General features: G+C 54.1%; 24 protein-coding genes and 1 other annotated feature. Of the genes, 14 read left to right on the top strand and 10 right to left on the bottom strand.

The features are described 5' to 3' along the window. The first annotated feature begins 58 nt into the window (after positions 1-58). Entirely contained in the window at positions 59-652 is a 594-nt protein-coding gene (gene grpE, locus V1603_RS21455; RefSeq protein WP_032644906.1) for a nucleotide exchange factor GrpE, read from the top strand. A 51-nt stretch (positions 653-703) separates the two neighbouring features. Here grpE and V1603_RS21450 read toward each other — a convergent pair whose 3' ends face one another. Together V1603_RS21450 and V1603_RS21445 are read right to left on the bottom strand one after the other, a co-directional pair. Continuing rightward, positions 704-1,990, bottom strand: coding sequence for an HlyC/CorC family transporter (locus tag V1603_RS21450; protein ID WP_032644905.1), 1,287 nt, complete (start codon positions 1,988-1,990; stop codon positions 704-706). A gap of 19 nt (positions 1,991-2,009) precedes the next feature. Further along, positions 2,010-2,801, bottom strand: a complete 792-nt coding sequence (locus V1603_RS21445) for an inner membrane protein YpjD (RefSeq protein ID WP_116343829.1) — start codon at positions 2,799-2,801, stop codon at positions 2,010-2,012. A gap of 166 nt (positions 2,802-2,967) precedes the next feature. Between V1603_RS21445 and ffh the strand changes: the two genes are divergently transcribed. The 7 genes from ffh to V1603_RS21410 all read left to right on the top strand — a co-directional run bounded on the left by ffh (position 2,968) and on the right by V1603_RS21410 (position 8,567). Further along, entirely contained in the window at positions 2,968-4,329 is a 1,362-nt protein-coding gene (ffh, locus tag V1603_RS21440) for a signal recognition particle protein (RefSeq protein ID WP_014884878.1), read from the top strand. A 297-nt stretch (positions 4,330-4,626) separates the two neighbouring features. Further along, on the top strand, positions 4,627-4,875 hold the full coding sequence (gene rpsP, locus V1603_RS21435; protein ID WP_022649067.1) for a 30S ribosomal protein S16: 249 nt from the start codon (positions 4,627-4,629) through the stop codon (positions 4,873-4,875). A 15-nt stretch (positions 4,876-4,890) separates the two neighbouring features. Then, positions 4,891-5,430, top strand: a complete 540-nt coding sequence (rimM, locus tag V1603_RS21430; RefSeq protein WP_003863136.1) for a ribosome maturation factor RimM — start codon at positions 4,891-4,893, stop codon at positions 5,428-5,430. A gap of 31 nt (positions 5,431-5,461) precedes the next feature. Continuing rightward, a complete protein-coding gene (gene trmD / locus V1603_RS21425) occupies positions 5,462-6,229 on the top strand; it encodes a tRNA (guanosine(37)-N1)-methyltransferase TrmD (RefSeq protein WP_008502493.1) in 768 nt (255 codons plus the stop codon). Between the two features lie 43 nt (positions 6,230-6,272). After that, positions 6,273-6,620: a 50S ribosomal protein L19 gene (gene rplS, locus V1603_RS21420; RefSeq protein WP_002914145.1), complete on the top strand. Its 348-nt coding sequence runs from the start codon at positions 6,273-6,275 to the stop codon at positions 6,618-6,620. Positions 6,621-6,752: 132 nt separating this feature from the next. Beyond that, entirely contained in the window at positions 6,753-7,157 is a 405-nt protein-coding gene (locus V1603_RS21415; RefSeq protein ID WP_395313240.1) for a DUF2946 domain-containing protein, read from the top strand. A gap of 39 nt (positions 7,158-7,196) precedes the next feature. Next, the gene (locus V1603_RS21410; protein ID WP_395313239.1) at positions 7,197-8,567 is read left to right on the top strand and encodes a PepSY-associated TM helix domain-containing protein; all 1,371 of its coding nucleotides are present in this window, start codon (positions 7,197-7,199) and stop codon (positions 8,565-8,567) included. 2 nt (positions 8,568-8,569) lie between these two features. Here V1603_RS21410 and V1603_RS21405 read toward each other — a convergent pair whose 3' ends face one another. The 4 genes from V1603_RS21405 to V1603_RS21390 form a co-directional block, all read right to left on the bottom strand. Then, positions 8,570-9,055 (bottom strand): OmpA family protein, encoded by a 486-nt coding sequence (locus V1603_RS21405; protein WP_166712105.1) that lies wholly within the window; start codon positions 9,053-9,055, stop codon positions 8,570-8,572. A gap of 12 nt (positions 9,056-9,067) precedes the next feature. Then, complete coding sequence (gene dgcN, locus V1603_RS21400) at positions 9,068-10,288, bottom strand: diguanylate cyclase DgcN (protein WP_395313238.1); 1,221 nt, start codon at positions 10,286-10,288, stop codon at positions 9,068-9,070. After that, positions 10,281-10,769 (bottom strand): YfiR family protein, encoded by a 489-nt coding sequence (locus V1603_RS21395; RefSeq protein WP_226857725.1) that lies wholly within the window; start codon positions 10,767-10,769, stop codon positions 10,281-10,283. The genes dgcN and V1603_RS21395 overlap by 8 nt, the downstream gene beginning before the upstream one ends. Positions 10,770-10,970: 201 nt before the next feature. Continuing rightward, positions 10,971-11,345, bottom strand: a complete 375-nt coding sequence (locus V1603_RS21390) for a DUF2799 domain-containing protein (RefSeq protein WP_395313237.1) — start codon at positions 11,343-11,345, stop codon at positions 10,971-10,973. Between the two features lie 213 nt (positions 11,346-11,558). Between V1603_RS21390 and aroF the strand changes: the two genes are divergently transcribed. The 3 genes from aroF to V1603_RS21375 are packed head-to-tail and all read left to right on the top strand — an operon-like array spanning position 11,559 to position 14,694. Beyond that, positions 11,559-12,629: a 3-deoxy-7-phosphoheptulonate synthase AroF gene (gene aroF, locus V1603_RS21385; RefSeq protein ID WP_395313236.1), complete on the top strand. Its 1,071-nt coding sequence runs from the start codon at positions 11,559-11,561 to the stop codon at positions 12,627-12,629. 10 nt (positions 12,630-12,639) lie between these two features. Beyond that, the gene (tyrA, locus tag V1603_RS21380; protein WP_116343786.1) at positions 12,640-13,761 is read left to right on the top strand and encodes a bifunctional chorismate mutase/prephenate dehydrogenase; all 1,122 of its coding nucleotides are present in this window, start codon (positions 12,640-12,642) and stop codon (positions 13,759-13,761) included. Between the two features lie 60 nt (positions 13,762-13,821). Further along, the gene (locus V1603_RS21375; protein ID WP_163330192.1) at positions 13,822-14,694 is read left to right on the top strand and encodes an SMP-30/gluconolactonase/LRE family protein; all 873 of its coding nucleotides are present in this window, start codon (positions 13,822-13,824) and stop codon (positions 14,692-14,694) included. Here the strand turns inward: V1603_RS21375 and pheA are convergent. The 4 genes from pheA to bamD all read right to left on the bottom strand — a co-directional run bounded on the left by pheA (position 14,691) and on the right by bamD (position 17,458). Then, positions 14,691-15,851: a bifunctional chorismate mutase/prephenate dehydratase gene (gene pheA / locus V1603_RS21370; protein WP_116343784.1), complete on the bottom strand. Its 1,161-nt coding sequence runs from the start codon at positions 15,849-15,851 to the stop codon at positions 14,691-14,693. The genes V1603_RS21375 and pheA overlap by 4 nt on opposite strands. A gap of 30 nt (positions 15,852-15,881) precedes the next feature. Then, positions 15,882-16,007, bottom strand: a sequence feature (Phe leader region). After that, entirely contained in the window at positions 15,959-16,006 is a 48-nt protein-coding gene (gene pheL, locus V1603_RS21365; RefSeq protein ID WP_100249759.1) for a pheA operon leader peptide PheL, read from the bottom strand. Its footprint overlaps the feature before it by 48 nt. 103 nt (positions 16,008-16,110) lie before the next feature. Then, positions 16,111-16,452, bottom strand: coding sequence for a ribosome-associated translation inhibitor RaiA (gene raiA, locus V1603_RS21360; protein WP_003863162.1), 342 nt, complete (start codon positions 16,450-16,452; stop codon positions 16,111-16,113). 268 nt (positions 16,453-16,720) lie between these two features. Next, positions 16,721-17,458, bottom strand: coding sequence for an outer membrane protein assembly factor BamD (bamD, locus tag V1603_RS21355; RefSeq protein ID WP_023308867.1), 738 nt, complete (start codon positions 17,456-17,458; stop codon positions 16,721-16,723). 131 nt (positions 17,459-17,589) lie between these two features. Here bamD and rluD point away from each other — a divergent pair, with 131 nt between their 5' ends. The 3 genes from rluD to clpB all read left to right on the top strand — a co-directional run bounded on the left by rluD (position 17,590) and on the right by clpB (position 22,001). Continuing rightward, on the top strand, positions 17,590-18,570 hold the full coding sequence (rluD, locus tag V1603_RS21350; RefSeq protein ID WP_080330260.1) for a 23S rRNA pseudouridine(1911/1915/1917) synthase RluD: 981 nt from the start codon (positions 17,590-17,592) through the stop codon (positions 18,568-18,570). Then, positions 18,567-19,298: a purine nucleoside phosphorylase YfiH gene (gene yfiH, locus V1603_RS21345; RefSeq protein WP_233003687.1), complete on the top strand. Its 732-nt coding sequence runs from the start codon at positions 18,567-18,569 to the stop codon at positions 19,296-19,298. Before rluD ends, yfiH begins: the two co-directional genes overlap by 4 nt. Before the next feature lie 129 nt (positions 19,299-19,427). Beyond that, positions 19,428-22,001 carry an ATP-dependent chaperone ClpB gene (gene clpB / locus V1603_RS21340; protein ID WP_116343782.1) on the top strand — a complete coding sequence of 858 codons (2,574 nt, stop codon included), beginning with the start codon at positions 19,428-19,430 and terminating at the stop codon, positions 21,999-22,001. Positions 22,002-22,113 lie beyond the last annotated feature (112 nt).

Genomic DNA, 22,113 nt, shown 5'->3' with positions numbered 1-22,113 from the left:
CTGATCCCCATAATAAGCGAAGTTAGCGAGATGAATGCAGAAAAACGCGGAGAAATTCATGAGTAGTAAAGAACAGAAAACGCCTGAGGGGCAAGCCCCTGAAGAAATTATCACGGAACAGCACGATGAGGTTGAGGCTGTAGAGCCAGACGCATCTGCTGAGCAGGTGGACCCGCGCGATGAAAAAATTGCGAATCTGGAAGCCCAACTGGTAGAAGCACAGAATCGCGAACGCGACACCGTTCTGCGCATCAAGGCGGAAATGGAAAATCTGCGTCGTCGTACCGAGCAGGACGTTGAGAAAGCGCATAAATTTGCGCTGGAGAAATTCGTCAACGAACTGCTGCCTGTGATCGATAGCCTCGATCGCGCGCTGGAAGTGGCTGACAAAGCGAATCCGGACAACGCGGCGATGATCGAAGGTATCGAACTGACGCTGAAATCCATGCTCGACGTGGTGCGTAAGTTTGGCGTGGAAGTGATTGCGGATACCGATGTGCCGCTGGATCCAAACGTTCACCAGGCCATCGCGATGGTTGAATCTGAAGAGATTGAAGCCGGTAAAGTGCTGGGCGTGATGCAGAAAGGTTACACCCTGAACGGCCGTACCATTCGCGCTGCGATGGTGACCGTCGCGAAAGCGAAAGCGTAATTTGCTACCTGTAGTGCCGGGTGGCGGCATTCGCCTTACCCGGCCTACGTTTTATTCGGCAATACTTTCCCGAAGTGGCGTGACGGGCAGCACCTTCACCTGCTTAATCATATTGTCCTGCACGTCCAGGATATCAATATCGTACTGCTCAATGCGCACCCGCGTGCCCGCCGCCGGGATCTCTTCCAGCGCTTCCAGAATCATCCCGTTCATGGTACGAGCTTCATCTTCCGGCAAATGCCAGTTAAAGGCTTTGTTGAGTTCCCGAATGTTCGCGCTACCGTCAATCAGCACCGAACCGTCGTTTTGCGGGGTGACCTCTTCCGCAAGGGAAGGAGACATTGACGTAGTAAAGTCCCCAACAATCTCTTCCAGAATATCTTCGACCGTCACCAGCCCCTGAATATCGCCGTACTCGTTGACCACCAGGCCGACCTTCTTCTTGTTGCGCTGGAATTTCACCAGCTGCGTGCTGAGCGGGGTTCCTTCCGGCACGTAGTAAATCTCGTCGGCGGCGCGCAGCATCACCTCTTTGGTGAACTCTTTTTTCTCGGTCATCAGACGGTAGGCTTCGCGCACGCGCAGCATGCTGATGGCGTCATCCAGCGAGTCGCGATACAGCACGATGCGCCCGTGCGGGGAGTGCGTCAGCTGGCGGACAATGGCTTTCCAGTCGTCGTTGATGTCGATACCGACGATTTCGTTACGCGGCACCATGATGTCGTTCACGCTCACCTTTTCCAGATCCAGCACCGACAGGAGCATATCCTGATTGCGCCGGGAGATCTGCGAGCGGGATTCGTTCACAATGGTGCGCAGCTCTTCTTTGCTGAGCGCGCTGCTGATAGTGACGTCCGCTTTGATTCCCACCATCCGCATCAAAACGCGCGTCACCATGTTCAGCAGCCAGACCAGCGGCATCATCAGGATCTGCAGCGGCGCCAGCAGGAAGCTGCTCGGGTAGGCCACCTTTTCCGGGTAAAGCGCGGCGATGGTTTTTGGCAGTACTTCGGCAAACACCAGCACCACAAACGTCAGCACGCCGGTGGCAATCGCCACCCCGGCGTTGCCGTACAGACGCATCCCAACGATGGTGCCGAGGGCTGAGGCCAGAATGTTGACAAGGTTGTTGCCGATAAGCACCAGGCTTATCAGCCGATCCGGTTTGCGGAGCAGTTTTTCAACGCGACGGGCGGCACGGTTACCCTGTTTAGCACGATGACGCAACCGGTAACGGTTTAAGGTCATCATGCCGGTTTCCGAGCCGGAGAAATAGGCGGAGATGACCACCATGACGATCAGGATAACGATCAGCGTGGTGGTAGAGATGTGTTCCAGGGGGAACTCCTTTTGTTACTTAGCCAGCAAATTGCTGTATGAAGCGGCTGCCAAAATAGGCAAGGGTGAGAATGCCCGCACCCGCGACGTTGAACCAGACGACGCGACGACCGCGCCAGCCTTCATGGTAATGGCCCCACAACAGGACAATATAGACAAACCACGCGATGATGGAGAGCACTGCTTTATCGATATTCTCCACGCTGAACAGGTTCTTCATGTAAAACAGGCCCGTGCAGAGCGTGAGCGTCAGCAGCACCACGCCTATCTGCGTGATGTGGAACATCTTACGCTCAATGACCATCAGCGGAGGCATTTCATGGTTGAACGCCAGCCTTTTGTTTTTCAGTTGGTAGTCAATCCAGGCGAGCTGCATGGCGTAAAGCGCGGCGATAATCAGCGTCGCGTAGGCAAACAGCGACAGGCCGATATGCACCAGCATCCCCGGCGTCGCCTCCAGATGCGTAATGAATTCATTAGGCATAAAGGTGGCGAGGGCCAGATTGATCAGCGCGAAGGTATAGACAATCGGCAGCAGCAGCCAGCCGCGATTTTTAGACGCGACGATGGTCATTACCGTACAGATCATCAGGCTGACCAGCGAGCCGACGTTGAGGACGCTCAGGTTTTGCACGCTGCCGTCGCCGGGAATAATGCGTGATTCCAGCGCAAACGCGTGGCTTATCAGTGCAATGACCGCCGAAAGAATAGCCATGCGCCGCCAGCCGCTGTTTTTTTGCAGCAGTCCGGGAATAATCAGCGCGAGGCTGACAGAGTAGGCAACAAGGGCGATCAGTGCGAAAACAGGCATATAGGCATCGACAGTTGTCTTAATAAGAAAGAGAAGCAGTATAACGTTACGTGACGCCTGCTCCAACCGTTGCATAACAACAAAGGCGCCTTCATGTTATACTCCGGCAAAATTCTGTGTATGTGTCGCTCAATGCGGCCCAACGTTTCTACTCAGGCGAGAGACAATGTTTGATAATTTAACCGATCGTTTGTCGCGCACGCTGCGCAACATCAGCGGCCGCGGACGCCTTACTGAAGAGAACATCAAGGAAACGCTGCGCGAAGTGCGCATGGCGCTGCTGGAAGCAGACGTGGCGTTGCCGGTTGTTCGTGATTTTATCAACCGCGTAAAAGAGAAGGCGGTTGGTCATGAAGTTAACAAGAGCCTGACCCCGGGTCAGGAGTTCGTCAAAATCGTTCGTAACGAACTGGTTTCGGCGATGGGCGAAGAGAACCAGGTGCTTAACCTGGCCGCTCAGCCGCCGGCCGTGGTGCTGATGGCGGGCCTGCAGGGTGCGGGTAAAACTACCAGCGTCGGTAAACTGGGTAAATTCCTGCGTGAAAAGCACAAGAAGAAAGTGCTGGTGGTCTCTGCGGACGTCTATCGCCCGGCGGCGATCAAGCAACTGGAAACCCTGGCCGAGCAGGTCGGCGTAGATTTCTTCCCGTCCGACGTTGCCCAGAAGCCTGTCGACATCGTTAACGCCGCGCTGAAAGAAGCGAAGCTGAAGTTCTACGACGTGCTGCTGGTGGATACCGCCGGTCGTCTGCACGTTGACGAAGCGATGATGGACGAGATCAAACAGGTGCATGCCTCTATCAACCCGGTAGAGACCCTGTTTGTTGTCGATGCCATGACCGGTCAGGATGCGGCGAATACCGCGAAAGCGTTTAACGAAGCGCTGCCGTTAACCGGCGTGGTGCTGACCAAAGTGGACGGTGACGCCCGCGGCGGTGCGGCGCTCTCCATTCGTCACATCACCGGTAAGCCGATTAAATTCCTCGGCGTGGGCGAGAAAACTGAAGCGCTGGAGCCGTTCCACCCGGACCGTATCGCATCCCGTATCCTCGGCATGGGCGACGTGCTGTCGCTGATCGAAGATATCGAGAGCAAGGTTGACCGCGCGCAGGCCGAGAAGCTGGCCAGCAAGCTGAAAAAAGGCGACGGTTTCGATCTGACCGACTTCCTTGAGCAACTGCGTCAGATGAAAAACATGGGCGGCATGGCAAGCCTGATGGGCAAACTGCCGGGCATGGGCCAGATCCCAGACAACGTGAAAGCGCAGATGGATGACAAGGTGCTGGTGCGTATGGAGGCGATCATCAACTCGATGACGCTGAAAGAGCGCGCTAACCCGGACATCATCAAAGGTTCCCGTAAACGTCGTATCGCAGCCGGTTGCGGCATGCAGGTGCAGGACGTTAACCGTCTTCTGAAACAGTTCGACGACATGCAGCGCATGATGAAGAAAATGAAGAAAGGCGGTATGGCGAAGATGATGCGCGGCATGAAAGGGATGATGCCCCCTGGATTCCCAGGACGTTGATCGGCCTGGCTTGTTTGCCATTTTGACGCCGGGGAGTGCTCGACAAAACACGATAGTGTTTTGAACGCCCTTTAGGGCGGCCCGAAGGGCGAGCGGAGCGAGTAAATGCTCACGTACTACGTGTACGCTCCGCTTTCTGCGCGCTCGCCGACGGCCTTTTACTGCAGACTTATGCAGACTTATCAACTGCTGATTGCATTTTCCCCAAAAATCAGTAAAATTTTCGGGCTTTTAATATGACACCCGGGCTCCGTTCCTCGATGGGGCCCGGTTGTTTTATTCACACAAGAGGATGTTATGGTAACTATTCGTTTAGCACGTCACGGCGCTAAAAAGCGTCCGTTCTACCAGGTTGTTGTGACTGACAGCCGTAATGCACGCAACGGTCGCTTCATCGAGCGCGTTGGTTTCTTCAACCCACTGGCCTCTGGCGCAGAAGAAGAAACCCGTCTGGATCTGGATCGTATCGCTCACTGGGTTGGCCAGGGCGCTACTGTTTCCGATCGCGTTGCTACGCTGATCAAAGCAGCAAACAAAGCAGCTTAATCTGTCACGGTGGTCATGATGAGCAATAAAGCACCTGTTGAACCGATCGTATTGGGAAAAATGGGTTCTTGCTACGGTATCCGTGGTTGGCTCAGAGTGTTTTCCTCCACTGAAGACGCTGATAGCATTTTTGATTACCAGCCCTGGTTCATCCAGAAAGCCGGTAAGTGGGAAGAGGTCGAGCTGGAAAGCTGGCGTCACCACAATCAGGACATCATCATCAAGCTGAAAGGCATTGACGATCGTGATGCCGCGAATGCGCTGACTAATTGTGAAATTGTCGTGGATTCGTCGCAGTTGCCACAGCTGGAAGAGGGCGACTACTACTGGAAAGACCTTATGGGCTGCCAGGTAGTCACCACTGAAGGTTACAGCCTGGGGAAAGTCATCGATATGATGGAAACCGGGTCAAATGACGTTCTTGTCATTAAGGCAAACCTGAAAGATGCATTTGGCATCAAGGAGCGGTTGGTTCCGTTCCTCGATGGACAGGTTATCAAGAAAGTCGATCTCACTACTCAAACCATTGAAGTAGATTGGGATCCTGGTTTTTAAATTCTCCGGATAAACGGTAAAAGACGGCGCTATGTGGATTGGCATAATTAGCCTGTTTCCTGAAATGTTCCGCGCGATTACCGATTACGGGGTAACTGGCCGGGCAGTAAAGAATGGCCTGCTGAGCATCCAGAGCTGGAGTCCTCGTGACTTTACTCATGACCGGCACCGTACCGTGGACGATCGTCCTTACGGCGGCGGACCGGGGATGCTAATGATGGTGCAACCCTTACGGGATGCTATTCACACAGCAAAAGCCGCGGCAGGTGAAGGCGCGAAGGTGATTTATCTGTCACCTCAGGGACGCAAGCTTGATCAAGCGGGCGTGAGCGAACTGGCGACGAATCAAAAGCTGATTCTGGTCTGTGGACGCTACGAAGGGATAGATGAGCGCGTAATTCAAACCGAGATTGACGAAGAATGGTCTATCGGCGATTACGTTCTCAGCGGTGGTGAGTTACCGGCAATGACGCTGATTGACTCCGTCGCCCGGTTCATCCCGGGTGTTCTGGGCCATGAAGCATCGGCAACGGAAGATTCCTTTGCCGACGGGTTGCTGGACTGTCCACACTATACTCGTCCTGAAGTGTTAGAAGGGATGGAAGTACCGGCGGTGTTACTGTCTGGAAACCATGCCGAGATACGTCGCTGGCGTTTGAAGCAGTCGCTGGGCCGAACCTGGCTTAGAAGACCTGAACTTCTGGAAAACCTGGCTCTGACTGAAGAGCAAGCAAAGTTGCTGGCCGAGTTCAAAACTGAACACGCGCAACAGCAGCATGAACATGATGGGAATGCGTAATACGCTCCCGAATATCAGTTTACCCAGGATAAGAGATTAAATTATGAGCAACATTATTAAGCAACTTGAACAAGAGCAGATGAAGCAGGACGTACCTTCCTTCCGTCCAGGTGACACCGTGGAAGTGAAAGTATGGGTTGTTGAAGGTTCCAAAAAACGTCTGCAGGCATTCGAGGGCGTGGTTATCGCTATTCGTAACCGCGGTCTGCACTCTGCATTCACTGTTCGTAAAATTTCCAACGGCGAAGGCGTTGAGCGTGTCTTCCAGACTCACTCTCCGGTAGTTGACAGCATTGCTGTTAAACGTCGTGGTGCTGTACGTAAAGCTAAACTGTACTACCTGCGTGAGCGTACTGGTAAGTCTGCTCGTATTAAAGAGCGTCTGAACTAAGATTCGCTTAAGCGACATCCTGTTAGAAAGGGCTGGCCGAAAGGCTGGCCCTTTTTTTATCCTATCGCACCTCTCGCGTTAACCCTTTCGTCATAAATCATTTACAATGCTTGCCTCTTGAATGGAGGGGAAGTGGATAACGTACTGCATCAGACTGACAGGAAACGCGCAGCGGCATTGACCGCGCTGTTTGCGATCCTGCTGATCGTGGTGGCGCCGCTTATCTCCGTCTCGCTGCAGAAAGACCCTATGAGCGCTATGCCGGGCATGCATCATGACATGAGTATGATGTCGATGGACGAGAATCATAGCGATATGCCGCACACGATGCCTGTCGACCATGCTGAAGCCTGTGGCTATTGCGTGCTGTTAGCCCACGTGCCGGGCGTGATGCTGGCGCTGATCGTTCTGCTCAGCGTAGTGCTGCAGAGGCTTCGCGTTAAGCCGCCGCGTCAGGCGGTCAGCCACTGGCACTTTTTCCCCTGGCTTTACCCCGATACCCGCGCGCCGCCGCGGCAGCCTGCTTTTTCCCTTTAAAAACTAAATCGATAACTTTTTGCCTTAAAAAGGAAAAGTATGACTACCTGCACGCCGCGCGTGGCATGGGGAAACCTGCTGCGTCGCCTCCATTTCTACGTCGGGCTGTTTGTCGGCCCGTTTATCTTCTTCGCCGCGCTGACCGGTACGCTGTACGTGGCGACCCCGCAGCTCGAGAATGCGCTCTACCGGCACGCGCTCCATACGGATTCTGTGGGCGAGCCGAAGCCGCTGGCGGAACAAATTACCGTGGCGGAAAAAGCCATTGGCTCAGATTTGCGTTTGCACGCCGTTCGTCCGGGGCTGGTTGAAGGCGAAACCACCCGCGTGATGTTTGCTGATCCGACGCTGGGGCCCTCGGAAAACCGGGCGATCTTTATCGATCCGGTAAGCCTGGCGGTGTTGGGGGATATGACGGTATACGGCACCAGCGGGATTTTACCGCTGCGTCAGACCATTGATTATCTGCATACCTCTCTGATGCTGGGCGATGTCGGGCGACTGTATAGCGAACTGGCCGCCTCCTGGATGTGGGTTGCCGCGCTGGGAGGGATTGCCCTGTGGTTTTATACCCGGCCAAAACGCCGGATTAACAATTCCTTCCAGAACCGTCGTCGGGTGCATGTGACGCTCGGCTGGATATTACTGGGGGGCATGCTGCTCTTCTCTGCAACCGGCCTGACCTGGTCCCAGTGGGCGGGGGGAAACGTTGATAAGCTGCGCGCTGAGATGAACTGGCTAACTCCGCAGGTAAATACGGCGCTTTCCGGCGTGCCGGAGAACGTGGATGAGCACTCTGAACACCGTGGTCACCATGGCGGAATGGTGATGCCTGAAATAGCGATGGATCTGGCGCAGTTTGATGGCGTGTTAAGCGCGGCGCGTAAAGCAGGAATTGATGCCAACAGGCTGGAGATCCGCCCGGCGAAAACGATGGATCGCGCATGGACAGTGACGGAAATCGACCGCAGCTGGCCGACTCAGGTGGATGCCGTTGCGGTTGATCCTGGTACGATGCAGGTCCTGGACAGAACCCGATTTGAAGATTTCCCGCTCATGGCAAAACTGACCCGCTGGGGCGTGGATTTCCATATGGGGATCTTATTCGGGCTGGTGAATCAGCTGCTGCTCGTAGCCTTCGGCCTTGCCCTGTGCGTGCTCATCATCTGGGGATACCGGATGTGGTGGATGCGTCGTCCGGCGCGATCTGCAATGAATCCGGTGCAGACGCTCTCTCAGAGCTGGCTTGCGCTGTCAGGGTGGGGAAGGGGCGTTACGGTGATAATCAGCGTACTGCTGGGGCTGGCTTTGCCGGTGATGGGCGTGAGTCTGATATTGTTTGTTCTGATTGACTGGCTGCGCTGGCGAGCGGCAACAGGCGTGTCGCTCACCGAATCATCCGCTAAATAATCCTATGGCGTGCTGATAACCACTGACACCCGGCGGTTTTCAGCACGCCCTTGTGCAGTGCTATTGCTCGCAATGGGGTATTTTTTTCCTAATCCCTGGGTGGTGAGATTAGTGCGCGGGATATTCGCTCCCTTCGCCCACGCGTCGGCAACGGCATCGGCGCGTTTTAACGACAGTGCTTCGTTGTAACTTTCTTCACCGTAGTTATCCGTATGACCGTCCATTCGCGCGTGATTCAGGCCAGTTTTCGCCAGGCGAGAGGCCATGGATTGGATCTGTGCTTCACTGTCCGGGCGCAGCCTGGCGTCATTTTTATCAAAGAGGATGGTATCCGACAGCCCCAAAGACCAGTCGCCGTTCAGTTCGTTAAAACCGTATGACTTCATCGCCGCGATTTGTTCAGGTGTGAATTTGCCCTGGGGCGGCGACTGGCAGCCAGCCAGAACCAGTGAGGCCATAACTAACGGCGCGAAATATCGTTTTAACATAGCATTTCCTTTCTAACTTATTGTTTTTGTACGCTGGTTTTTAACCTGGTACATATTGCGGTCGGCTTTCTCCAGTAATGCATCAACGGACGCATTTTCCCACGCCAGAGCAAAGCCAATGCTGAGTGACATCGATGCTTTTTGTCCGTTATGCAGATCAAACGGACGGATAAACTGCTGCGCTAGCGCAGCACAAATGTGTTGAACCTCAGTCTCAGAATGCACACCGTAGAGCACCATGGCAAATTCGTCACCGCCAAGGCGATAGGATTGATGGCGTTTATCGCCAAACTCCATCATCCTGCTGGCGACTTCAATCAATACGCAGTCTCCTGCCGCGTGTCCCCAGGTGTCGTTGATAAATTTAAAATTGTCACCGTCGAGGAAGAGCAGGGCCGAGTTTTTTCTGGCTGAAGGGTCGTTCATTAAGGCCGCAATGCTGTTACGAAACGCCGCACGGTTGGCAAGACCGGTGAGCGGGTCGTGCATGGCGGTACGCAGCAGCTGGGCGTTTTTGGCCTGGAGCTTAAGCTGCCACTCCTCCATCTCATCCAGCAGGCTGTTGAAGTCTTCACCAAACTGGTGAAATTCTTCGATACGGCCATCTTTCACCCGGCGGGAGAAGTTGCGGTTTGTGCGCACGTCATGCACAACGTCAGTGATATTTTGCAGCGCCGTTACCATGCCGCGGTGCAGAGAGTGGGTAATAGTAAGCGCGACGACGGTTGCAAAAAGAATACAGCCGGTGAGGACGGCAAACGACATCCAGATAAAATGACCGATCAGACTGTCACGCGCGGTAAGGCGAATTTCGCCGATTGCCGCGCCGTTATGCATGATGGGCTGTGCAACCGGAACGGGGAAAAGCCAGCGGCTCACCAGCGCGCCCAGCGTGTCATTGTTATCCTTCGGGTTCCAGGACCAGTAGGCGAAGCGCTTTTTATGCCCGTTGATGACTTCTGCTACGGCAAACTGCCCCTGCTTACCCAGCGCAGCGAGCGTTTCGTTGGCCGCCAGTGAATCGTTGAAAACCAGCGAGGCTTCCAGGCTGTGGCTCATTGTGGCGCCGGTTAATTCGAGATTTTTTTGCGCGTACTGTTTTAATGTTACGACCGAGGCAAAACAGAGCAGCAGCCATATTAACGTCATCGTGATGATGACGCTTATCATGCTGTTTCGCCTCAGCGTTCTTTTAAACGTCGGACGTGGCGTCGAGGTGAAATCTTTATCCATGCTGCTTATTCCGTGCAAGCATTAATACATCCGGGTTGACCCTGACGCCACTGCGTGTCAACGCATCCAGATTGACGGAAAACCGCACCTGGCCACGATCGATTATCAGGCAAAAGGCACTGCCAATAACACATTCCGGATTTTGCTCTGAGATTAATAGCAATGCTCTGCCCTGATATTGACTTATTAATTCAAGTTGTTTCGCAGGTGGTTCAGTCCCGAAATAAACAGCATCGCATGTCGCGGCCAGGGCTTCCCGATCGTTACGGACAATAACGGGGGTATAGGGTAACTCGTTATTCCCCTGGTCGCCGCTGAGCGCGTGCGTATAGTGAGAAGTGGCGTAGATACAGAGCTTAGGCTGACCGGAAAGCGACGGCCATCGCGTATAGCTCACTATGCCTGAGACAATCGAACGTACCGATTTATCTGTCTCCGTGAGCGCGCCTGCCATCGCCGGGCCCACCATAAGGAACAGCATTAGCACCAGAGTGAGTCGGAACAAAGAGTTCAAGTATAAATTTCTCACCAGAATCCGCCGTACCGCTCCGGAAATAGATGTCCTTAAGAGTTGCGGGCAGAATACCATTGTTTATCAGAGCCGTCATTATGTCAGAAATAGCCCATGGCTGACCTAAGCTAAATCCTACAGTTGTTTATTTTCCAAAGAATAAAAGCAAACTTAATTAAGCCTGCTGGAACGCATACTTTCATCCATTCCTTTTTGCCATGACGCGCGCAGTTTCGCTGCATTTTCAACGGTATCACAACTGGCGGGATAAGATTTGCCCGCTAATCCCCATGCGTGAATAAAGCCTTCTTCGCATACTTTTTTCTGACCATCAGCATAGCCACGGAGATATTCACTACGATCGATATTGGGGTCGTTAAAACTATCGGCCAGGGTCTGGTTATCTTTAACCGGCAGGCCATTCATGGCGTCTTCTTTTCCCGCGCTGAACCAGTCCGGGCTCGTCCAGTTGGGCTGGAAAGTATAAGGATTAATCTGGCAGCCCGATAAAAACAGAGACAGCAGGACGAGAGCAATCGATCGCATAATCCTTCTCCTTTTTCTTCAGCATAGCCTGGCGGAAGAAAGTTAGGGTGTAATTTTAACTTTACGTTTTTAGCGGCTGGTTTTTGCAATTAATTGGCTGATGTAAAGTAATGTGTACGTTTTTTGGATTGAAATGTTTACTTTTTATGGTATCGTGGTTTCACCTCACTGAGGAAAACAACTATCGCAAACGAGCTTTACAGGATCGCTATCATGCAAAAAGACGCGCTGAACAACGTACATATCACTGACGAACAGGTTCTGATTACCCCGGATCAACTGAAAGCGGAGTTTCCGCTGAGCGCCGCGCAGGAGGCTCAGAACGAGCACTCTCGCCAGACCATTTCTGACATAATCGCCGGCCGCGATCCGCGCCTGCTGGTGGTATGTGGTCCTTGCTCTATTCACGATCCTGAAACCGCCATTGAGTATGCTCGTCGATTTAAAGCATTAGCGGAGGAGGTCAGCGATAGCCTCTATCTGGTGATGCGCGTCTATTTTGAGAAGCCACGTACGACCGTCGGCTGGAAAGGGTTGATTAACGATCCGCACATGGATGGCTCGTTTGATGTGGAAGCAGGCCTGAAGATTGCGCGTCGCCTGCTGGTGGAGCTGGTCAGCATGGGGCTGCCGCTGGCAACCGAAGCGCTGGATCCGAACAGCCCGCAGTACCTGGGCGATCTGTTCAGCTGGTCCGCGATTGGTGCGCGTACGACTGAATCGCAAACCCACCGCGAGATGGCGTCTGGCTTGTCGATGCCGGTTGGCTTTAAAAACGGTACCGATGGCAGCCTGGCGACGGCGATCAACGCCATGCGCGCCGCCGCTATGCCGCACCGCTTTGTCGGTATCAACCAGGCGGGCCAGGTGTGTCTGCTGCAAACGCAGGGCAACCCGGACGGTCATGTGATCCTGCGCGGCGGTAAAGCGCCAAACTACAGCCCAGCGGACGTGGCGCAGTGTGAAAAAGAGATGGAACAGGCGGGACTGCGTCCGGCACTGATGGTAGATTGCAGTCATGGTAATTCGAATAAAGATTACCGTCGCCAGCCAGCGGTTGCGGAATCCGTGGTTGCACAGATCAAAGACGGAAACCGTTCGATTATTGGTCTGATGATTGAGAGCAACATTCATGAAGGCAATCAGTCATCAGAACAGCCGCGCAGCGCGATGAAGCACGGCGTCTCCGTCACGGATGCCTGCATCAGCTGGGAAACCACCGATGCGCTGCTGCGTGAGATCCATAAAGATTTAAGCGGCCAGCTGGCGACGCGTCTGGCTTAAGAGGGTAGTTATGGTTGCTGAATTGACCGCACTGCGCGATCAAATTGATGAAGTGGATAAGGCGCTGCTGGACCTGCTGGCGCATCGCATGGCGCTGGTTGCCGAAGTCGGTGAGGTGAAAAGCAAATACGGCCTGCCGATTTACGTCCCGGAGCGCGAAGCCTCAATGCTGGCCTCCCGTCGTAAAGAGGCCCAGGCGCTGGGCGTTTCGCCGGATTTGATTGAAGATGTTCTGCGTCGCGTGATGCGGGAATCCTATTCCAGCGAAAACGACAAGGGCTTTAAAACCCTCTGCCCGTCCCTGCGGCCGGTGGTGATTGTCGGCGGAGCAGGACAGATGGGGCGTCTGTTCGAGAAAATGCTGACGCTTTCTGGCTATCAGGTGCGCATTCTGGAAAAAGAGGACTGGGCGCATGCTCCGGAATTGATGAAAGATGCCGGAATGGTCATCGTCAGCGTGCCGATCCACGTGACGGAGCAGATCATCGGAAAGCTCCCGCCTCTACCGAAAGATTGCATTCTGGTGGATCTGGCCTCCGTCAAAAATGGTCCTCTGCAGGCGATGCTGGCTGCACATACCGGCCCGGTGCTGGGCCTGCACCCTATGTTTGGCCCGGACAGCGGCAGCCTGGCGAAGCAGGTGGTGGTTTACTGCGACGGTCGTCAGCCGGAAGCCTACCAGTGGTTCCTGGAGCAGATCCAGGTATGGGGCGCGAGGCTGCACCGCATCAGCGCGGTCGAGCACGATCAGAACATGGCGTTCATTCAGGCGCTGCGCCACTTTGCGACCTTTGCCTACGGTCTGCATCTGGCGGAAGAGAACGTGCAGCTTGAACAGCTGCTGGCGCTCTCTTCACCTATCTATCGTCTGGAGCTGGCGATGGTCGGGCGTCTGTTTGCGCAGGATCCGCAGCTTTACGCCGACATCATTATGTCGTCTGAAAATAACCTGGCGCTGATCAAGCGCTACTATCAGCGCTTTGGCGAAGCCATTACCCTGCTGGAGCACGGAGACAAGCAGGCGTTTATCGACAGCTTCCGCAAAGTGGAGCACTGGTTCGGCGATTACGCCACGCGTTTCCAGAGTGAGAGCCGGACGCTGTTGCGCCAGGCAAATGACAGTCGCCAGTAATCCAATGATGTATATACTGAAAGCCAGCAATGCTGGCTTTTTTCATTTTGGGGAACTGTCATGGCTGAACCGCAGCTGCTGTTGAACTACACCGGGCATCTGCCTGAATGCCCGACGTGGAGCGCAGAAGAAAATGCGCTTTACTGGGCGGATATTCTGGAAGGGGAGATCCACCGCTACCACTTGTCAACGGCGGAACATGCCGTGCTTTCCTTCCATGAAGAGGTGGGCTGCTTTGCCCTGCGCGAGCGCGGCGGCTTTATTGTCGCCATGCGCAACGGCATCTGGCTTGCCGATAAGCATGGGCTCCTGCAGCGCAAGGTGTGCGATAACCCCTCAAACCCGCAGCTCGCACGTTTTAATGATGGGGGGACCGACCATCAGGGACGCTTCTATGCGGGCACGTTCTGGGGGCCGGGAGATTACAACGGTGCCCTGCTGATGCGCATCGACAACGACCTGGCGCCGAAGGTGATCCAGTGCGATATTCACGGGCACAACGGCTTAGCGTTTAGCCCGGATAAGCGGTGGATGTTTACCTCCGACACGCCAAACGGCGTAATTTACCGTACGCCGCTTGATGAGCATGGTGACCCTGGCAGGCGCGAGGTGTTTCGTCAGTTTAAAGCGGGAGAAGGGATACCCGACGGCGCGGCGATGGATGTGGAAGGCTGCTACTGGAGCGCGCTGTTTGACGGCTGGCGTATTGCGCGTTTTTCTCCGCAAGGGGAGCAACTGGAAGAATACCGCATGCCGGTGCGTTGCCCGACGATGGTCTGCTTTGGCGGCGATGACATGAAAACGCTGTTCATTACCACCACGCGGGAAAATATGGATGCGGAGGAGGTGGAGAAGTATCCGCTCTCCGGCGGCATCTTCACCCTGCCTGTCAGCGTAGCAGGGATGAAGAAAAGTCGGTTTATCGAACGTTAAGCCGGGTCAACCGGGACGACGTTTTCGCTCGGATAGCAGCCCAGCACTTTCATGGAGCGCGTGATTTCGCCGAGTTCGCGCAGGGCTTTCTGCATGGAAGCTGACTCCAGGTTGGCCTGGATATCGAGGTAGAACATCTCTTCCCACGGGTTACCGTGGATTGGGCGTGATTCCAGTTTGGTCATGATCAGGTTGTGGTTGCGCAGCACCAGCAGGGCTTCAACCAGCGCGCCGGCCTGCTGGCCGGTTGCCATCAGCAGCGTGGTTTTCGCCGGCACCTGGTCTGACACGTTGATTGCCTTGCGGGCCAGCACCACGAAACGGGTGATGTTTTGCGTCTGGTTTGCCAGGTTGCGTTCCAGCACTTGCAGTCCATACAGCGCGCCGCCCGCTTCGCTGCCGAGCGCTGCAACGGTTGGGGAGTTGGCCTGCGCCACTTTTTCCATCGCCGCCGAGGTGCTTTCGGTGTACTCAATTTTCCAGTTCGGATAGCGGTTCAGGAACTGGCTACACTGCTGGAACGGCTGCGGATGGCTGTACACGGTTTCGATCGTGCTCAGGTCGGTTGAGCCGGAGACCAGCACGCAGTGATCGATAGGGATCGTCAGCTCGCCGACCAGTGACAGGCTGGTGTGCTGCAGTAAATCATAGACGTCGTTAATGGCACCGGAGCTGGTGTTTTCAATCGGCACGACGGCGTAATCGGCCTGGCCGGTCTCGACCTGGTTAAAAATGTCGGCAAACTTCGCACAGCCGCTCTCAATAAATTCTTCGAAGTGGCGCGCGGCATATTGACGTGCGGCCAGGTGAGAGTAGGAGCCTTTAGGCCCGAGGAAGGCGATGCGTGCCGAGTGCGGGTTGGTTTTGTTCAGATGCTGCTGGAGTAACGCTTGCTGGGTGAGAACGGAGTCTTCGATGATGAGCTGGAACAACCGGGTGATGTAATGGGCATCGAGGTGATGCGCTCTGCCTAGCTGGATCAGACGCTCCAGCAGGTCGCGCTCGCGGTCGATATCACGCACCGGGCGATGGGAGTCCAGTTTGGCTTTGCCTACTTCAATGGCGAGCGCGCGGCGTTCGGCCAGCAGCGCCAGCAATTTTTCATCCAGCGCGCTGATTTTTACTCGCAGATCCAGTAACGGGTTTTCCGGTGTCATAGTGTTGCCTGTCTCATTTTATCGTTATCAATAAAAAAGGCCCCCCGGTGTGGGAGGCCTTGTTGTTCGTCTTCGCATTCTTTATCACACGACGAAACGCCTCCCGTTCAGGGGAAGGTAAAAAAGAATGCGAAGAAGAACGGCGTAAGTTTCATAAAGTCATCCTGTGATTGATACCGTTAAAGTACCCGTACTGTTTTCACCCTGTCAATAAAAAACGCGCCCGAAGGCGCGTTGGCGGTACACTCAATTTAAAGGATTACTCTTCTTCAACTTCTTCCGCGAAGCTGGCGTCTTTCACCGATGTTGCGGCGCGACGGGCTTCACCTTTGTGTTGCACTTTATTGAGCTGCCGTTCCAGCTTGTTGATCAAATCGTTAATAGCGGTGTACATATCCTCGTGTTTTGCGCTGGCGACCAGATGGCCGTTTGGAGTATTGATAGTTGCGTCAGCGATGAAACCCTGGGGCTCCTTGGACAGGATGATATGTGGATTAATCAAATGAGTTTGCCATTTATCCAGTTTGGCGAGACGGTCTGCGACGTGCTGGCGAATTGCCGGAGTAATTTCCATTTGTTTACTGGTAATGTTCATTGTCATAAATTTTACCTCTTGTCTTTCCGTCTTGGTGATTCCAGCATACCCGACCTAATGTCAAAATGTGTGATTTAGATCACGTTATTTTGTCGGTTTTTGTCAGGGAATCTTTTTTGTGAGGCAGGGCAGGAAGAGGTGAGATTTACCTTGTGGAAGGTACGAATTGCGGTCATAGTTGACGGGATGTGTTGAGGCTAAAGCGCTTCAGCGGATGTCTGAAATGAATAAAGAAACGGCAGCCTTCTGGCTGCCGTTTTGCATTGAAGCGATATCAGGTGTTGCTGCTGTTCGCGGCGATGATTTTCGCCACTTTTTCAGCCTGAGCGGTCATCTGCATCTGACGGTAAGCATTTTCCATCAGCTTCAGGCCGTCACGCGTTGCCTGAGTATCCGGATAATCACGCAGCATACCTTCTACGCGGTTAACCACAGCAACCCATGCGCCACGGCGGGTATAGTATTCCGCAACGGAGTATTCATACTTTGCCAGACGATCTTTCAGGAACACCAGACGTTTGGTTGCGTCGGTGACGTACTGACTGTTCGGATAGCCGCGCACCAGCTTGGAGAAGTCATTGAAGGCATCGCGCGCATGCTGCGGGTCACGGTCGGAACGATCCACGCCGAAGAAGCCCTGCAGCGCACTGTCATCCAGCGCCATGTTGGTCAGACCGCGCATGTACATGACGTAATCGATGTTAGGATGAGTCGGGTTCAGACGCATGAAACGATCGATAGTTGCCTGAGCCAGCGGCAGATCGGCATTTTTGTAGTAGGCGTAGATGAGATCTAACTGTACCTGCTGCGAATACGGACCAAACGGATAGCGATTATCCAACGCTTCCAGTTGCGTTATCGCCTGTTTCCAGTTACCGTCCTGCAACTTTTGTTGTGCAGTCGCATAGATTTCATTCGGCGGATTGTCAGGGACCTGTTCATTCGAACCGGAGCAGCCCACCAAAGCCAGGCTCAACGTGGCCGCTGCCACCAGATATTTCATGCGCGTCATGACGTTTTGACTTTCCTCAAATGTTTGTCCGGGAGAAACTCTGTTCCTGCTCCCGATTAAGACCAGCTACAATAGCACACTATATTAAACGGCAAAGCCGTAAAACCCAACGTTAAACAAAGAAGCAGTTTATGGCACAACGAGTAGAACTCACCGCAACAGTCTCCGAAAATCAGCTCGGTCAACGCTTAGATCAGGCTTTGGCCGAATTGTTCCCTGATTATTCGCGTTCACGCATAAAAGAATGGATCCTTGACCAGCGTGTGCTGGTAAACGGCAAGATCTGGGACAAACCAAAAGAGAAAGTGTTTGGTGGGGAAGCTGTTGCCATCAATGCTGAAATCGAAGAGGAAATCCGCTTCGAGCCGCAGGATATCCCGCTGGACATCGTCTATGAAGATGATGACATTCTGGTGATCAACAAGCCGCGCGACCTGGTTGTACATCCGGGCGCGGGTAATCCTGACGGTACGGTGCTTAATGCACTTCTCCATTATTATCCGCCGATCGCGGATGTTCCACGTGCAGGCATCGTTCACCGTCTGGATAAAGACACCACCGGTCTGATGGTAGTGGCGAAGACTGTTCCTGCTCAAACTCGTCTGGTGGAATCACTGCAGCTGCGTGAAATCACCCGCGAATATGAAGCGGTGGCGATTGGGCACATGACTGCTGGCGGCACGGTAGAAGAGCCGATCAGCCGTCACCCGACGAAACGTACCCATATGTCGGTGCATCCGATGGGTAAACCTGCGGTGACGCACTATCGCATTATGGAGCACTTCCGTATTCATACCCGCCTGCGTCTGCGCCTGGAAACCGGGCGTACTCACCAGATCCGCGTTCACATGGCGCACATTACCCATCCGCTGGTGGGGGATCAGGTGTACGGTGGGCGTCCGCGTCCGCCAAAAGGCGCATCGGATGAGTTCATCAGCGTATTGCGTAAATTCGACCGTCAGGCGCTGCACGCGACCATGCTGCGTCTTTATCATCCGATTACAGGAATCCAGATGGAGTGGCATGCGCCTATCCCGCAGGATATGGTGGAACTTATTGACGCCATGCGTGCCGATTTCGAAGAACATAAGGATCAAGTGGACTGGCTATGACCAAACTGATTGTCCCGGAGTGGCCGCTGCCTGCAGGCGTGGCCGCCTGTAGTTCGACCCGTATTGGCGGCGTGAGCCAGGGCGCGTGGGAGTCTTTAAACCTCGGCGCGCACTGCGGCGACAGCCTGGAGCACGTTGAAGAGAACCGCACGCGTCTCTTTGCTGCGGGAAATCTGCCGTCGAAACCGGTCTGGCTGGAGCAGGTTCACGGTAAAGCGGTACTGAAGCTGACGGGAGAACCATACGCTTCTAAACGCGCCGATGCCTCTTACAGTAATACTCCGGGCACGGTTTGTGCCGTCATGACAGCCGATTGTCTGCCGGTTCTGTTCTGTAATCGCGCAGGCTCTGAAGTGGCTGCCGCGCATGCGGGCTGGCGTGGCCTGTGCGAGGGCGTTCTGGAAGAGACTGTCGCCTGCTTTAATGATGATCCCGCCAATATCATGGCGTGGCTTGGTCCGGCGATTGGGCCTCGTGCTTTTGAAGTGGGGCCAGAGGTTCGCGAAGCCTTTATAGATAAAGATCCGCAAGCTATTGAGGCCTTCCTGCCTGCCGGGGAAAAATATCTGGCGGATATTTATCAGCTTGCCCGCCAGCGCCTGAATAATATTGGCGTAACGCAGATCTTCGGTGGCGATCGCTGTACGTTCACCGAAAAGGGTGATTTTTTCTCCTATCGCCGCGACAAGACGACGGGTCGTATGGCAAGTTTCATTTGGCTGATATAACCTAAAGAATCAAGACGATCCGGCACGTGCCGTTTTCTTTTCACATAATTCAGGTCATTAACCTTGAATAATTGAGGGATGACCTCATTTAATCTCCAGTAGCAAATTTGACCTGTTATGGGAGGAGTTATGCGTCTGGATCGTCTTACTAATAAATTCCAGCTTGCTCTCGCCGATGCCCAGTCCCTTGCACTGGGGCACGACAACCAGTTTATCGAACCTCTTCATTTAATGAGCGCCTTGCTAAATCAGGAAGGGGGATCGGTACGTCCTTTATTAACGTCTGCTGGCATTAATGCCGGCCAGTTACGCACCGCTATCGATCAGGCGCTGAGCCGTTTACCGCAGGTAGAAGGTACCGGCGGCGACGTGCAGCCGTCTCAGGATCTGGTGCGTGTGCTAAACCTTTGCGACAAGCTGGCGCAAAAACGTGGGGACAACTTTATTTCGTCGGAGCTGTTTGTTCTGGCGGCGCTTGAATCACGCGGTACCTTGACCGACCTGCTGAAATCTGCCGGTGCAACCACCACCAATGTGACTCAGGCGATTGAGAAAATGCGCGGAGGTGAAAGCGTGAACGATCAGGGAGCCGAAGACCAACGTCAGGCTTTGAAGAAATTTACGGTCGATCTGACCGAACGCGCTGAGCAGGGCAAACTTGACCCGGTGATCGGCCGTGACGAAGAGATCCGCCGTACGATTCAGGTACTGCAGCGTCGTACCAAGAACAACCCGGTGCTGATTGGTGAACCGGGTGTCGGTAAAACCGCCATCGTTGAAGGGCTGGCACAGCGTATCGTGAACGGCGAAGTGCCGGAAGGGCTGAAAGGCCGCCGCGTACTGGCGCTGGATATGGGCGCGCTGGTGGCCGGTGCGAAATATCGCGGGGAGTTCGAAGAGCGTCTGAAAGGCGTGCTGAACGACCTGGCGAAACAGGAAGGCAACGTTATCCTGTTTATCGACGAACTGCACACCATGGTGGGTGCCGGTAAGGCGGACGGCGCGATGGATGCCGGGAACATGTTGAAACCTGCGCTGGCGCGCGGTGAACTTCACTGCGTTGGTGCCACTACGCTTGATGAGTACCGTCAGTACATTGAAAAAGATGCTGCGCTGGAACGTCGTTTCCAGAAAGTGTTTGTCGCTGAGCCAAGCGTTGAAGATACCATCGCGATCCTGCGTGGTCTGAAAGAGCGCTATGAACTGCACCACCACGTGCAGATTACTGACCCGGCCATCGTTGCGGCGGCGACGCTTTCGCATCGTTACATCGCCGACCGTCAGTTGCCCGATAAGGCCATTGACCTGATTGATGAAGCGGCTTCAAGCATTCGTATGCAGATTGACTCGAAGCCGGAAGAGCTGGACAGACTTGACCGACGCATCATTCAGCTCAAGCTGGAACAGCAGGCGCTGAAGAAAGAGTCTGATGAGGCCAGTAAAAAACGCCTCGATATGCTCAATGAGGAACTGGACGATAAAGAGCGCCAGTATTCTGAGCTGGAAGAAGAATGGAAGGCAGAAAAAGCCTCCCTGTCAGGCACGCAGACTATTAAAGCAGAACTCGAACAGGCAAAAATTGCCATTGAGCAGGCGCGACGCGTGGGCGACCTGGCGCGGATGTCGGAGCTGCAGTACGGCAAAATCCCTGAGCTGGAAAAACAGCTTGAAATCGCCACGCAGTCTGAAGGCAAAACCATGCGTCTGTTACGTAACAAAGTGACTGATGCGGAAATTGCTGAGGTGCTGGCGCGCTGGACCGGTATTCCGGTGGCACGCATGATGGAAAGCGAACGCGATAAGCTGCTGCGCATGGAGCAGGATCTGCATCAGCGCGTGATTGGCCAGGACGAAGCGGTTGAAGCGGTTTCCAACGCCATTCGTCGTAGCCGTGCCGGGTTGTCCGATCCTAATCGTCCGATTGGTTCATTCCTGTTCCTGGGGCCAACCGGTGTCGGTAAAACCGAGCTGTGTAAAGCGCTGGCTAACTTTATGTTCGACAGCGACGATGCGATGGTGCGTATCGATATGTCCGAGTTTATGGAGAAACACTCCGTCTCGCGTCTGGTCGGTGCGCCTCCGGGATACGTTGGTTATGAAGAGGGCGGTTACCTGACCGAAGCGGTGCGTCGTCGTCCTTATTCCGTCATTCTACTGGATGAGGTGGAAAAAGCGCATCCGGATGTGTTCAACATCCTGCTGCAGGTGCTGGACGATGGTCGTCTGACCGACGGGCAGGGGAGAACGGTCGATTTCCGTAATACGGTAGTTATCATGACCTCGAACCTGGGTTCCGATTTGATTCAGGAACGTTTCGGTGAACTGGACTACAGCCATATGAAGGATCTGGTGCTCGGTGTGGTGAGCCATAACTTCCGTCCGGAGTTCATTAACCGTATTGACGAAGTGGTGGTATTCCATCCTCTGGGTGAGAAACATATTGCGTCGATTGCGCAGATCCAGCTGCAGCGTCTGTACAAACGTCTGGAAGAGCGTGGTTATGAAATTCATATCTCCGACGATGCGCTGAAGCTGCTGAGCGAGAATGGTTACGATCCGGTGTACGGTGCGCGTCCATTAAAACGTGCTATCCAGCAGCAGATCGAAAACCCGCTGGCGCAGCAGATCCTCTCCGGAGAGCTGATTCCGGGCAAAGTTATCCGTCTGGAAGCCAACGACGATCGCATTGTGGCAGTGCAGTAAGTCACAAAACGCAAAAACGAGCCGCTTGCGGCTCGTTTTTGTTTAAAAACTAGGCGAAAATTGAGGTCTGGGATGCGTTTCGCCTGGAAAGTGAGCAGTCAGTAAATAATTT

Origin of the sequence: Enterobacter sp. ECC-219, assembly GCF_043966805.1 — a bacterium.
In the GTDB taxonomy this organism is placed as follows: domain Bacteria; phylum Pseudomonadota; class Gammaproteobacteria; order Enterobacterales; family Enterobacteriaceae; genus Enterobacter; species Enterobacter cloacae_N.
This window is presented reverse-complemented; position numbering and strand designations above follow the sequence as displayed.

Coding starts and splice junctions, on each gene's coding strand:
- grpE (WP_032644906.1), top strand. CDS start 59: ATGAGTAGTAAAGAACAGAAAACGCCTGAGGGGCAAGCCCCTGAAGAA.
- V1603_RS21445 (WP_116343829.1), bottom strand. CDS start 2,801: ATGCCTGTTTTCGCACTGATCGCCCTTGTTGCCTACTCTGTCAGCCTC.
- ffh (WP_014884878.1), top strand. CDS start 2,968: ATGTTTGATAATTTAACCGATCGTTTGTCGCGCACGCTGCGCAACATC.
- rpsP (WP_022649067.1), top strand. CDS start 4,627: ATGGTAACTATTCGTTTAGCACGTCACGGCGCTAAAAAGCGTCCGTTC.
- rimM (WP_003863136.1), top strand. CDS start 4,891: ATGATGAGCAATAAAGCACCTGTTGAACCGATCGTATTGGGAAAAATG.
- trmD (WP_008502493.1), top strand. CDS start 5,462: ATGTGGATTGGCATAATTAGCCTGTTTCCTGAAATGTTCCGCGCGATT.
- rplS (WP_002914145.1), top strand. CDS start 6,273: ATGAGCAACATTATTAAGCAACTTGAACAAGAGCAGATGAAGCAGGAC.
- V1603_RS21410 (WP_395313239.1), top strand. CDS start 7,197: ATGACTACCTGCACGCCGCGCGTGGCATGGGGAAACCTGCTGCGTCGC.
- V1603_RS21405 (WP_166712105.1), bottom strand. CDS start 9,055: ATGTTAAAACGATATTTCGCGCCGTTAGTTATGGCCTCACTGGTTCTG.
- dgcN (WP_395313238.1), bottom strand. CDS start 10,288: ATGGATAAAGATTTCACCTCGACGCCACGTCCGACGTTTAAAAGAACG.
- V1603_RS21395 (WP_226857725.1), bottom strand. CDS start 10,769: ATGCTGTTCCTTATGGTGGGCCCGGCGATGGCAGGCGCGCTCACGGAG.
- V1603_RS21390 (WP_395313237.1), bottom strand. CDS start 11,345: ATGCGATCGATTGCTCTCGTCCTGCTGTCTCTGTTTTTATCGGGCTGC.
- aroF (WP_395313236.1), top strand. CDS start 11,559: ATGCAAAAAGACGCGCTGAACAACGTACATATCACTGACGAACAGGTT.
- tyrA (WP_116343786.1), top strand. CDS start 12,640: ATGGTTGCTGAATTGACCGCACTGCGCGATCAAATTGATGAAGTGGAT.
- V1603_RS21375 (WP_163330192.1), top strand. CDS start 13,822: ATGGCTGAACCGCAGCTGCTGTTGAACTACACCGGGCATCTGCCTGAA.
- pheA (WP_116343784.1), bottom strand. CDS start 15,851: ATGACACCGGAAAACCCGTTACTGGATCTGCGAGTAAAAATCAGCGCG.
- raiA (WP_003863162.1), bottom strand. CDS start 16,452: ATGACAATGAACATTACCAGTAAACAAATGGAAATTACTCCGGCAATT.
- bamD (WP_023308867.1), bottom strand. CDS start 17,458: ATGACGCGCATGAAATATCTGGTGGCAGCGGCCACGTTGAGCCTGGCT.
- rluD (WP_080330260.1), top strand. CDS start 17,590: ATGGCACAACGAGTAGAACTCACCGCAACAGTCTCCGAAAATCAGCTC.
- yfiH (WP_233003687.1), top strand. CDS start 18,567: ATGACCAAACTGATTGTCCCGGAGTGGCCGCTGCCTGCAGGCGTGGCC.
- clpB (WP_116343782.1), top strand. CDS start 19,428: ATGCGTCTGGATCGTCTTACTAATAAATTCCAGCTTGCTCTCGCCGAT.